The sequence below is a fragment of the Shewanella basaltis genome, from assembly GCF_023283885.1.
Classification (GTDB): Bacteria; Pseudomonadota; Gammaproteobacteria; order Enterobacterales; family Shewanellaceae; genus Shewanella; species Shewanella basaltis.
Genome location: NZ_JAKILA010000012.1, coordinates 1 through 12744 on the forward strand (window position 1 = coordinate 1; position 12744 = coordinate 12744).

Annotated in this window: 8 protein-coding genes and 2 tRNA genes; 6 read left to right on the top strand and 4 right to left on the bottom strand. The window is 41.9% G+C overall.

What is annotated here, in order from left to right; translation table 11 throughout:
• The first annotated feature begins 346 nt into the window (after window positions 1-346).
• The 3 genes from L2703_RS10080 to L2703_RS10090 all read left to right on the top strand — a co-directional run bounded on the left by L2703_RS10080 (window position 347) and on the right by L2703_RS10090 (window position 2445).
• Window positions 347-422 (top strand) — tRNA-Lys (locus tag L2703_RS10080).
• Between the two features lie 363 nt (window positions 423-785).
• Window positions 786-861, top strand: a tRNA-Lys gene (locus tag L2703_RS10085).
• Between the two features lie 432 nt (window positions 862-1293).
• The gene (locus L2703_RS10090) at window positions 1294-2445 is read left to right on the top strand and encodes a DcaP family trimeric outer membrane transporter (RefSeq protein ID WP_248970967.1); all 1152 of its coding nucleotides are present in this window, start codon (window positions 1294-1296) and stop codon (window positions 2443-2445) included.
• A 54-nt stretch (window positions 2446-2499) separates the two neighbouring features.
• On the opposite strand, the gene L2703_RS10095 is transcribed toward L2703_RS10090, so the two are convergent.
• Window positions 2500-2760: a GrxA family glutaredoxin gene (locus L2703_RS10095; protein WP_248970968.1), complete on the bottom strand. Its 261-nt coding sequence runs from the start codon at window positions 2758-2760 to the stop codon at window positions 2500-2502.
• 78 nt (window positions 2761-2838) lie between these two features.
• The gene (radD, locus tag L2703_RS10100; RefSeq protein WP_248970969.1) at window positions 2839-4590 is read right to left on the bottom strand and encodes a DNA repair helicase RadD; all 1752 of its coding nucleotides are present in this window, start codon (window positions 4588-4590) and stop codon (window positions 2839-2841) included.
• A gap of 210 nt (window positions 4591-4800) precedes the next feature.
• Between radD and L2703_RS10105 the strand changes: the two genes are divergently transcribed.
• Window positions 4801-5205: a hypothetical protein gene (locus L2703_RS10105; protein WP_248970970.1), complete on the top strand. Its 405-nt coding sequence runs from the start codon at window positions 4801-4803 to the stop codon at window positions 5203-5205.
• Between the two features lie 461 nt (window positions 5206-5666).
• On the opposite strand, the gene acs is transcribed toward L2703_RS10105, so the two are convergent.
• Window positions 5667-7619, bottom strand: coding sequence for an acetate--CoA ligase (gene acs, locus L2703_RS10110; RefSeq protein WP_248970971.1), 1953 nt, complete (start codon window positions 7617-7619; stop codon window positions 5667-5669).
• 279 nt (window positions 7620-7898) lie between these two features.
• Here acs and L2703_RS10115 point away from each other — a divergent pair, with 279 nt between their 5' ends.
• Window positions 7899-11321 (top strand): hybrid sensor histidine kinase/response regulator, encoded by a 3423-nt coding sequence (locus L2703_RS10115; RefSeq protein ID WP_248970972.1) that lies wholly within the window; start codon window positions 7899-7901, stop codon window positions 11319-11321.
• Window positions 11322-11349: 28 nt separating this feature from the next.
• Complete coding sequence (locus tag L2703_RS10120) at window positions 11350-11949, top strand: glutathione S-transferase family protein (protein WP_248971060.1); 600 nt, start codon at window positions 11350-11352, stop codon at window positions 11947-11949.
• A gap of 88 nt (window positions 11950-12037) precedes the next feature.
• Here the strand turns inward: L2703_RS10120 and L2703_RS10125 are convergent, their stop codons facing one another.
• Window positions 12038-12652, bottom strand: a complete 615-nt coding sequence (locus L2703_RS10125; RefSeq protein WP_248970973.1) for a LysE/ArgO family amino acid transporter — start codon at window positions 12650-12652, stop codon at window positions 12038-12040.
• Window positions 12653-12744: the final 92 nt, after the last annotated feature.

A 12744-nucleotide genomic window follows, 5' to 3' on the forward strand; every position in this document is an offset into this window, starting at 1 on the left:
CAGTCGGTAGAGCAGTTGGCTTTTAACCAATTGGTCGAAGGTTCGAATCCTTCACGACCCACCACTTTTTTGAATCGTGGTTAAAGAATTTAAACGTAATACTAGATGGGTCGTTAGATCAGCGGGTCTTGAAACATAGACAGTTGGCTTTTGCTCCAGTAAGCGATAAAGCTTATAAAACCAGAATGGGTCGTTAGTTCAGTCGGTCTTGAAACGTAGACAGTTGGCTTTTGCTCCAGTAAGCGATAAAGCTTATAAAACCAGATGGGTCGTTAGCTCAGCGGGTCTTGAAACATAGACAGTTGGCTTTTGTTCCAGTAAGTGATGAAGCTTATAAAACCAGAATGGGTCGTTAGCTCAGTCGGTAGAGCAGTTGGCTTTTAACCAATTGGTCGAAGGTTCGAATCCTTCACGACCCACCACTTTTTTAAATCGTGGTTAAAGAATTTAAAGGTTGTATCAGATGGGTCATTAGCTCAGCGGGTCTTGAAACATAGACAGTTTGCTTTTTCTCCAGTAAGCGATAAAGCTTATAAAACCAGAATGGGTCGTTAGCTCAGTCGGTCTTGAAACATAGACAGTTGGCTTTTGCTCCAGTAAGCGATAAAGCTTATAAAACTAAAATGGGTCGTTAGCTCAGTCGGTCTTGAAACATAGACAGTTGGCTTTTGATCCAGTAAGCGATAAAGCTTATAAAACTAAAATGGGTCGTTAGCTCAGTCGGTCTTGAAACATAGACAGTTGGCTTTTGATCCAGTAAGCGATAAAGCTTATAAAACCAGAATGGGTCGTTAGCTCAGTCGGTAGAGCAGTTGGCTTTTAACCAATTGGTCGAAGGTTCGAATCCTTCACGACCCACCACTTCTTGATATCCCTTCTTCAATATTCATGAAATACCTACTTAATAGTTTAAAATAAAATCAGACCTGTTCTGCGTCAGCTAATATTTTAAAATACATATAATTTGTATTATTCAACGTTTAATTTATACCTAAAAATCCAAATGGGTCGTTAGCTCAGTGGTTTTGGTTTACTGTTATTTGGATTTAAATCAACAACTGCATTTGGCTTTTTATCCATTGATCTAAGATTTTTATTTTAGTCTCTTCATCGTTTTGCAACGTGTATCTTCACTGACCTAGGCAGTTTGCCTCCACTGGTATTTTCTCCTTAATGGCAGGCATTCACTTTTGCTTGTCTACTTTTGTCTCATAGACTTATTGCTAATGTTACTTGATTGTTAATTCAACGATATTGCATAGGATTAGAATAAAATCAACAAGGGAGAAAATAATGAAACAAGCAAAATTAAGTTTGTATATTGCAAGCGCGTTATTGGTTATGAGTGGGGGAGCTCAAGCTGAAACCGATATGACATTTGGTGGGTATATTAAAGCTGATGTGATGTTCAGTGATTATGGCAATGGGGCGCCAGAGTCGGGAGCACTTTCACGTCAATTTTATGTACCTGGTACGATTTATGGCACAGAAGGAAATGGCGAACAGGTAGTCGATTTTCATGCGAGAGAGTCTCGTTTTAACTTTAAAACGGTTACTGATGTAGATGGTCATAAATTAACTGGTTTTATTGAGTTAGATTTTATGACCCATACCGACGGTAATGAACGTGTGTCGAACAGTTATTCGCCTAGAATACGACATGCATTTGTGAGCTATGATGAGTGGACAGTTGGCCAAACTTGGACAACGTTTCAAAACCCTGGTGCATTACCCGAAAATTTAGATTTTGTCGGTGCAGCAGATGGAACGCCTTTTGTGAGGCAATCGCTGATCCGTTATAGCAGTGGAAATTGGCAGTTTGCAGTTGAAAATCCAGAAACGACAGTCACTCCGTTTGGCGGCGGGGCTCGTATTACCAGTGGTAGTGGCGTCGTCCCTGATGTTATTGGACGTTATAATTTCAGCACGTCTAATGGCTCATCATTTTCAGCAGCAGCCATCCTTAGGCAGCTCAATGTTGAGCAAGTCATAGGTGGAACTACTTATGATTCGTCTGAGATGGGATATGGTGTCAGTTTTGCCGGTGTGATACCCGTCGGAAAAGATGATTTTAGATTTACTGCAACATACGGTGAAGGGCTAGGCCGATATATGGCGTTAAATTATGTCAATGCAGGTGTGATTGATGCCGACGGTGATATTCAGGCGATTAAGTCATTTGGGGGATTTGTCTCTTATCGTCATTGGTGGAATGATCAATGGCGGTCAAGTGTGACTTTCTCTGGTTTTTCAGCTGACAACGATGTTGCGTTGACCGGTGAAGCGGTGAACAAGTCAGCCTATTCAGCTTACGTTAATTTGTTGTACTCTCCCTCTAAACCCGTCACTTTTGGTGTGGAATTTATGCATGCACTTAATGAGCTTGAAAATGGCTTTGAAGGTGACTTAAATCGAATCATTTTCTCAGCTAAATACGTTTTGTAGATACTGTAATAAAGCAAAAGGCAACCTAGTTGCCTTTTGCTTATCGTATGGGTTCTAGTTTAGTAAGTTGTTCTGACGAACATAAGCTTCAAAATCAGTGCAACCACCAATTGGCTTCTCGTCAATAAAGATTTGCGGCACAGTTTCTACTGTTTTACCTACACTTTTTGACAGGTCAGCTTTAGTAATTCCTTCCGCATGAATATCAACGTATTTAAACTTAAAGTCTTCTCTTTGAGCTGCAAGTTTTTCAGACAGTTCAACAGCACGAACACAATATGGGCAGCCTGGACGGCCAAAAATAACTACAAACATGGTAACTCCTGTTTAGTGATATGAGCATTTTATACCACATGAGCTTTTTAATTCATAATCCGTAGCAATTAATTTTGTTTAACTCATGTCGATTTTATATTTGCCTTGATAGTCAAAAAAGGACTCAATTAAATCCCAGCGCTGTTTATTTTTTTTTAGCAATAATAGGTCTGGTTTTCTAAAACGGGCTTTATCGGCTAATACATCGTTGGCATGATTATATTGTGGATGTACTAAGCCTGGGGTGCGAGTGTGATTTAACACAAACACAGCATAAAATGCGCGGCGTTGCGCTGGCGTGGAAAATTGAAATACTTGCTTGAAGTCGTTACCTTCAATGTCAATGTATTGAATAACTAGCTTTTCATCTTGGCAAAGTAACAACATCTCTTGGCATTTAAATAAATGATGATGTTGGGCGTTTAATACTTGTTTGAGGCGTTTGTCAGGGTCAATCAATGTTGACTGACAAGTTTGGCAAATACGCGCAGCTATGTCATTGTCAGCGCCGCAGTCAGGGCAAGATTTTGAACGAAAGCGAAAGTCACATTGTACTGCGTCATCAATCAGTCCTTGGCAGCGTCTTCCAAAGTGTTCGATGATGTCGCCATCTGCATCAACGAGCCCCCAAAATGTATTGGCAAAGTGACAAACCGGGCAATGCACTTGTACCGGGACTGATTTGCTATTGGGCTTAGCTTGGCCTACTTCGGGGTAAAATAAATCATAACCATTGGCAGCATAATCGATAATGAGGCAATCAGCTTTGTTATTAGCTAATCGCAAGCCACGCCCCACCATTTGTTGGAATAAACTTATTGATGCGGTGGGCCTAAGAATCGCTATCAGGTCAATATGTGGGGCATCAAACCCCGTTGTGAGTACTGCAACATTGACTATAAATTTAAGTTGCTTGTGTTTAAATCGTTCAATAATGTCATCACGCTCTGCATGGGGGGTATTTGCGGTGATGAGTGCTGCATCGTCATCCATTAGTGCCATGATTTCATCAGCATGACGCACGGTTGCTGCAAAAATAAGTACTCCTTGGCGTTGTTGGGCTAACTGTTTTACTTGCTTAATAATGGCGGTGGTGGCTCGTCCCTGGTAGTTCAGTAAGTTGTCAATTTCTGTTGGCGGATATTCATGGGTTTCTGGTGCTGTTAAGCGACTAAAATCGTATTGAGCGCTGAGACCATCAAAGACGATTGGTTGTGTTAAATACCCTTTTTTTATCAATGGCCGCATTGGTAACTCAAAAATGCATTTTTCAAATACTGGTTTATCTGTGTTACCGACTTTACCGTGATAATGGTGTCGGTATATCCATCCTAGCCCCAATCGATAAGGTGTTGCTGTTAGCCCCAATAGTTTTATTTGTGGGTTTGTTGTTCGTAAATGAGTGAGGATCTGTTGATACTGACTGCTTGTATCTGTGCTGACTCGGTGGCATTCATCAATAATGACTAGAGAGAATGCTTGGTTAAATTGTTCCAGTGCTCGGGACGCCGACTGGACACTGGCAACAACCGTTTTGCCATTGGCTTTTTTTTGTTTAAGACCTGCGGAATAAATATTGGCATCTTGTGTCAATAAGCCTACTTTTTCAGCATTTTGTGCAACTAACTCTTTTACATGAGTGAGCACTAATACATTACCATTTGCGATCCTTGCTAGTTCAGCGATGACAATGCTCTTTCCTGCGCCTGTTGGTAAAACTAATACCGCAGATAAGCTACTTTGCTTAAAGTGCGTGACAGCGGCATCTACAGCTTGCTGTTGATATTCTCGCAACTGGATTGTCGTTGTTGTTTGGGCTTGGTCTTTCAAAATGAGTATTAAGCTTAAATTGAGTTGTTAATTGAGAAACAAAGAGCTTAAGAGGATAAAGCCGACTTGGCAATCTTTAACCACGTGACGGTTGAAAATGCCGTTTGCTTTGACGAGTAAATCACTTTTATTTTTCTAGGGTTAGTGTAGATTTATGATTAGTGTTCAAGCGTAATTATTATAATAACAATAACTTCTCAAGGGGGCTTTATGCGCTATGTATTAGCATTCACATTGTTGATAATGAGTCATGTTGTTATGGCAGAGCAGGGGCTAGTTGTTGAAATATCAATTGAAGAAAGTGCAAAGCATTCACTGGATGTGACAGCCTCAATGTCAAAAATTTTAATGGGATTAAACGAAACCGTATCGGTGGATGTTGAAGGTGATTATGGTGTCACTATCGTTTCTAAACAGCTGCAAGGTAAGAGAGTGAATTTACTTGTGAGTTTGCACGATCAATCCAATGGCGCCCCACAACTTATCGGTGATAAAACGTTGAAATTAACTGTAGGTCGTTCAAGCCATTACAAGTTAACGTCTAATGATCATGTATATCGAGTCAATGTTGATACTCGTTATGGTGAATTAGAGACAGATAACGCAGAAAAGTGATGGAGAATGATTATCTTTGAGGGCTATTTGTCCGAGTTAATCATGGGTCACGCTATATTTAGCGTTTTTACGGCGTTATCGACTTTTATAGCAATAACAACATTTCAATATCGTGAGTTATGTAGCTGACTCGAGGCCGGTTTGTAACAACATGCCGTTAGCATAAGTCAGATCTTAAATTAACCTCAACTCTGGATAATAGATGTATTGATAACGATATAAATCAATAGATTGACTAAAATCCACTGTCAAGCTTGTGATTTGTTTTGCTAACAAGGCGAATTAACGCGTCAATAGCTAGCCTATTGCAAGTTAATTCAACGCAGTGAGGAAGGCAAAGGACTGCTTGAAAGGCGTTTGTTATCCAGAGCTGAGGTTAAATTAGGCTGTCGCGAGATAAAAAAGGCCCCTCATTGAGGGGCCAAGAGAGAAATTGGTCAAGATTTCTCAGGGTGGAATGGTTATTCGGTTTTGTTTAAACGCGTTTCAATAAGGCTGTCAATAACGGCTGGATCTGCCAGTGTTGAAGAGTCCCCTAAATTAGTCACTTCGTTTGCGGCTATTTTACGTAAGAAACGACGCATGATTTTTCCAGAGCGTGTTTTAGGTAGACCACTTGCCCATTGAATTAAATCTGGAGTCGCCAATGCGCCAATTTCTTTTCGTACCCATTGGCGTAACTCTTGACGAAGTTCTTCAGTTGGCTCTATACCACGAGTCAAGGTCACGTAAGCATAGATACCTTGGCCTTTAATATCATGTGGGTAGCCTACAACAGCGGCCTCAGCAACTAGCTCATGGGCAACTAACGCGCTTTCGACTTCTGCAGTACCTAGGCGGTGGCCCGACACGTTAATGACGTCATCAACACGACCAGTAATCCAGTAATAACCGTCTTCGTCACGACGTGCGCCATCACCTGTAAAGTACATTCCGCGGAACGTTTTAAAGTAGGTTAGGGCGAATCTGTCATGGTCTCCGTATACTGTGCGCATTTGGCCTGGCCATGAGTCAAGAATCACTAGGTTACCTTCTGTTGCGCCTTCAACAATATTGCCCATATTGTCCACTAGCGCTGGTTGAACGCCAAAAAATGGTCGAGTAGCTGAGCCAGGTTTCGTGTCTGTTGCGCCAGGCAGCGGACTAATTAAAATACCGCCGGTTTCGGTTTGCCACCATGTGTCGACGATAGGGCAATTTTCATGACCGATCACCTCATGGTACCAACGCCAAGCTTCTGGGTTAATGGGTTCGCCAACTGAACCCATTATGCGTAATGAGTCACCTTTATAATTGCTAAATTGTTCTTTACCTTCAGCCATTAATGCACGGATTAACGTCGGTGCAGTGTATAAAATATTCACTTTATGGCGGTCAATCATTTCACCAAGGCGCGCAGGAGTTGGGTGGTTGGGTACGCCTTCATGAATTAGCACGGTCGCAGCGTTGGCAAGCGGGCCATAGACCATATAAGAGTGGCCGGTAATCCATCCTACATCGGCAGTACACCAGTAGACTTCATCTGCCTTGTAATCAAATACATATTCGTGTGTCATTGAGGCATAAACCATGTAACCGCCAGTGGTGTGTAATACACCTTTGGGATTACCTGTTGAGCCTGAGGTATACAGTAAAAATAGTGGATCTTCTGCGTTCATTTCAACGGGGGTGCAATACTCTGATGCTACTTCCATTAATGAATGCCACCACACATCGCGACCTTCAACCCAGTCAATGTCGCCACCGGTACGTTTTAATACAATGACTTTTTCGACACAATCGACATCAGGGTGTGAAAGTGCTTCATCAATGCTGCGTTTTAGTGGAATTTTACGCCCGCCGCGTACACCTTCGTCTGCTGTAATTAACACTCTTGATTTACCATCAATGACACGTGAGGCAATAGAATCAGGAGAGAATCCGCCAAACACGACAGAATGAATGGCACCGATACGAGCACAGGCTAACATTGCAACAGCTGCTTCTGGCACCATAGGCATGTAGATAGTGACGACATCACCTTTACCAACACCTTGACTGCGAAGGGCATTGGCAAATTTACAGACGTCGGCATGCAATTGAGCATACGTGATTTTACGCTGCTCATTGGCGTTATCGCCTTCCCAAATAATCGCTATTTTGTCTGCGTGTACTTCAAGATGGCGGTCTAGACAATTGGCTGACGCATTCAGCGTGCCGTCATAAAACCAGTTAATCGATAAATTGTGATCATCAAATGAGGTCTTTTTGATCTTAGTATAAGGTTTAATCCAATCGATACGTTTGCCGTGTTCTCTCCAAAAACCTTCTGGATTAACGATGGACTCCTGGTACATTTTCTTATATTGATCATTATTAACCAGTGCGTTATCTGCAATGTCACTAGGAACTTTGTAAAGAGACTGCGAGCTCATAGGGGCTTCCCTTTCTAAAAATGGCGTGGGTAAAGTATCATCTGCAACTGACTACTAACACTATTAGACCTTGGTCTAGTTTTAAAATGTCCTTTATATTTAGTCTGTTGCACGTGTTACAGTGCTAAGGTTTAGGGGCGAATTATGAGCAAATAACGCCGTTTTACCTTGTTTGGCTTGTTTTATGCTAATTGCACGAGATGTTGATTGAAATAAAATGGCTTGTTAATCGCCTTACTTTTATCGCCCAGATAATAATAAAATGATAGCGGATGTCTGATGAATTTAACTCTTATCGTTGCCGTAATTGCGGTGTGTTATGTGTCGTTGCTGTTTATTCTAGCATGGGGCGCAGAGCGCTGGTTTAGTAAAATAAGCCAAAAAATTCAGGTGTGGATTTACGGCCTTAGCCTTGCTGTATATTGTTCATCGTGGAGTTTTTTAGGTACCGTTGGCCAGTCAGCCCAAGATTTATGGTCATTTTTACCCATTTTTATCGGCCCTATTTTAATATTTACCCTTGGTTTTGGCATGCTACGTAAAATGGTGGTGGTGTCTAAAGCGCAAAATATCACCTCAGTGGCCGATTTTATTGCCGCCCGTTATGGTAAATCACAATTACTCGCCGCAATTGTCACGCTCATCGCACTGTTTGGCATTATGCCGTATATCGCGTTGCAACTTAAAGCAATGGTATTCAGTCTTAATTTGTTTCAACCTGACGACAATCCTCTCAGCCCTGTTGTGGTGCCGTTGTTGATCACCTTGTTGTTGGCCGTTTTTGCCATTTTATTCGGTACTCGAAAATTAGATGCTACAGAGCATAACCCGGGGATGATGGTTGCGATTGCATTTGAGTCTTTAGTGAAATTGGCAGCCTTTATTATTGTTGGAGGGGTGATAAGTTTTGGTTTTTTTGATGGCTTTGGCGATATTTGGCGACAAGCATCGGCAAAAGGATTGATTGAGAGCAGCCACTTGCGTCTTGAATCATTTTTGCCTGAGTTATTTGTTGGTATGGCAGCATTTTTATGCATGCCACGCCAGTTTCACGTGATGGTGGTTGAATGCGGCGGAGAACATATTTTACAAAAGTCCCGCTGGATTTTTCCTATTTATTTGGTTTTGTTTGGGCTATTTGTCGCACCATTGGCCTTGGCTGGTAAGGTTTTATTGGGAGATGCGGTTGCGGCAGACACTTATGTTATTAATTTGCCTCTCGCCCTTGAACATCCTTTTTTAGCCGTCATAGCCCTGCTGGGAACGCTCTCAGCCGCGACGGGGATGGTCATTGTGGCCGTAGTGACTATCAGTGTTATGGTCAGTAATGAGTGGTTAGTGCCATTTTTGTTACGCACAGGGCAAATTAGAGAAAAGAATTTTAGTCAGTTTTCACAGTTGTTACTCAATGTGCGTCGTCTTGCCATTGTGCTGATTTTGGGTTTGGGATACTTAAGTTATCTTACTTTAGTTGACAGTGATTCGTTGTCGCATCTGGGCATGTTGTCATTTGGCGCGTTTTCTCAACTTGCCCCTGCGTTGGTTGGGGGGCTGTACTGGAAACATGGCAATAGAGCAGGGGTTTATTTCGGGCTTGCCGTTGGTTTTGGGTTGTGGTGTTTTATTTTATTACAGAGTGCAATTAGCTCACATTTGCTTGATGGTGAGCTCAATTTACTCAATTCGATTACCCCAGATGTCAGTGATACTTTGGTTGCGCTGGTGGCAAATGTTATTTGTTACATATTGGGATCTATTTGGTTTCGAGCCGGCGTAGCTGAACGTATTCAAGCCAGTCATTTTGTTAAGCCATGGTCGTTAAAGCAAGATGCAAATAAGCGCCAAGGCCCAATATCTCAACAAGATTTGTTGATTTTGGCGAGTCGATTTGTCAGTCCCACCCGTGCCTATGAAAGTTTTAGCCGTTTTTCACCTGATGCGGTAAAAACGGACAGCTGGTATAAAGCTGCGCCAGAAGAGTTGATTGCACATACCGAGCACATGCTATCTGGTGTGTTAGGGGCTTCGAGTGCGTCTCTTGTAATGGACTCTGTTCTGCAAGGACGCGATTTAGCATTAGATGAAGTGTTTAGTTTGGTTGATGAAGCATCATCTAAAATCATGCTAAGTCAGGACATGTTGCGCGGCGCAATTGAACATGCCTATGAAGGAATGAGCGTGGTCGATAAAGACCTGAATTTAGTTGCATGGAATTATCGATATGCTGATTTATACCAATATCCAGACGGATTTTTACAGCAAGGCATGCCAATTGCTGATGTGATCCGCTTCAATGCGTCACGTGGATTTTGTGGTAAAGGTGATATAGAAGAGCAAGTTGCGGTGAGAGTGCAACACATGCGTAACGGTACTCCCCATACTTCTGAGCGAGAACGCCGTGACGGAAAAGTGATTAAAATTCAGGGTAATCCTATGCCCGATGGCGGTTTTGTGATGACATTTACTGACATTACCCAATACCGATTACAAGAAAAAGCTTTGCTTGAGGCAAATGAAACCCTGGAGAGCCGAGTTCAAGAACGTACTTACGAATTGGCGATGCTCAACAGCGAATTACTTGAAGCCAAAGCGCAAGAAGAGCTTGCTAATGCATCTAAAACCCGTTTTTTAGCGGCGGTAGGGCACGATTTAATGCAACCCCTTAATGCCGCGAGGTTGTTTACCGCCTCTTTATCACAATATCCTAACTTGGATCTTGAGGCACAGACGACGTTAACCCACGTAAATAGTTCTTTAAAAACAGCAGGTGAACTACTCACTGACTTACTTGATATTTCAAAGCTTGATTCTGGCTTGGTTGATGTTAATCGGCGTGATTTTGCGATCTCAGAAATTATTAACGGACTGTCTGTTGAGTTTGATGCAATGGCTGCAGATAACCAAATTTCATTTTCGATGGTGCCATGCTCAGCCACAGTAAACTCTGATCCCTCTTTATTGAGGCGTATTTTACAAAACTTTTTAACCAATGCTTATCGTTATGCCCGTGGGGGCAGGGTGTTATTGGGATGTCGCCATCGTGGTGATTTTATCGAAATTCAAGTACTTGATACTGGGTGCGGTATTGATGAACACGAAACCCAAGAAATATTTAAAGAATTTAAACGCTTAAATCATCCAAGTAGTCGTAATGTGAGTGGTTTGGGGCTTGGCTTAGCCATTGCTGATAGGATCAGCAAAGTGCTCGACCATCCTATTCAAGTCCGCTCATCACTTGGTGAAGGTTCCATGTTTTCTATTGTTGTGCCGTTAGGGCAAACGGTGAGTCAAGTCGTGACAAAACCTATCCCGTCATTAATGCAGCCTTTAGCAGGCGTTAAAGTACTATGTATTGACAACGAAGAGGCGATTTTAGCGGGGCTGGATTCCCTTTTAAGCCGCTGGCAATGCGAGGTGATTTGTGCAACTGATATTGCGGATGCGCGAATCAAGTTAGGCCTTAAAGGTGTCGCTCCAGACATTATTTTGGCCGACTACCATTTAGATGACGATCAAAATGGCGTTGATGCCATGGATGATATTCGTTCACGTTATGGTGCGCATGTCCCCGGTATTTTAATTACCGCTAATACCAATAAAGACCTTGTTGATGATATTGAACGACGTGGGTATCACTATATGGCAAAAATGGTTAAACCTGCTGCATTACGGGCATTAATCTCAAGTTTAGTTAAAAAATAATTGTCGAAATAGGAGCTGAAATAACATGATAAAAGCTTATGGTGACAGCGTGTCGGGCAACTGCTACAAAGTGCAATTGGTGCTTAATCTCCTGAAGATTGAGCATCAATGGATAGAAATGAGCATCATCGATGGTGATACACAGACCGCGGCTTATTTAGCTAAAAACCCGACAGGAAAAATACCGCTAATAGAACTTGATGATGGCCGCATGTTATCTGAATCAAATGCCATTATGGGCTATCTTGCGGCTAATTCTGTGCTTATTCCTGACGATGACTTTTGTATAGCAAAAATGTATCAATGGCTGTTTTTTGAACAATACAGTCATGAGCCTTATATTGCCGTGGCCCGTTATATTCAACTGTATTTAGGTTTACCAGATGAACGTTTAGCCGAGTATCATTCTTTACATGCTAAAGGCTATAAAGCACTGAGTGTTATGGAGTCTACACTGTCACAGCAGCCGTTTTTGTGTGGCGATCAATTTACCTTAGCCGATATTGCGCTTTATGCTTATACCCATGTGGCGCATGAAGGTGGTTTTGATTTAAAAAATTATCCTTTTATTTTACAGTGGCTTGAAAGAGTAAGTTTGCAACCAGGTTATGTTTCTATGTTGTTATAAGGTTGTCCGTTTACTCAGGTGTATCTGTATAAAATCACTGAAACCATTAAATATTAACCGCCCCAAATATAACAAGGGAATGAAGATTTTACATCAACGTCATTAAAAGAGCGTAAGCGACTAATAGCATAATCGCGCCGACTAAAGCATCGACTACTCGTTGTATTTGAGGCTTTCCTAACAAGGGGGACAATTTGGCGGCACCAAAAGCAAGGCTGTAAAACCATAACACTGATGCTAAGACTGTGCCTATGGCAAAGGCCAGTTTTTCGTTACCGGCAAATGTGCCGCCGACACTGCCTAAAATCATCACGGTATCGAGGTAAACGTGGGGGTTTAATAAGGTAACGGCAAAGGTGGTACCGATAATTTTTTTACGGCTATTGGCAGTAGCAACATGTGTGGTAACAGTATATTGATTTGCGTATACACTTTTAAATGACATCAGAGCGTACACGACTAAAAAAGAGACGCCGCCCCAACCGATAAATAACATTAGCCATTCACTGCTGGCAATTAATTTCCCGCCACCAAAAATGCCAATACCTATCAATAAAACATCACATAGCATACAAATAGTGGCCGCTAAAAAATGATGATTGCGTTTTATGCCCTGGCTTAAAAGGTATGAGTTTTGTGCGCCGATAGGAATAATCATCCCTAAACCAAGGACCAGCCCTTGAAATAATGCCGAAGTTGTCATGAGGTTGTCAGTTACCTGTAATGTTAAGTATTGCTAAAGTAGCAGGGATATATTTATAAGTTAAATTAATAAACTTTCTATGGCATAAGAAA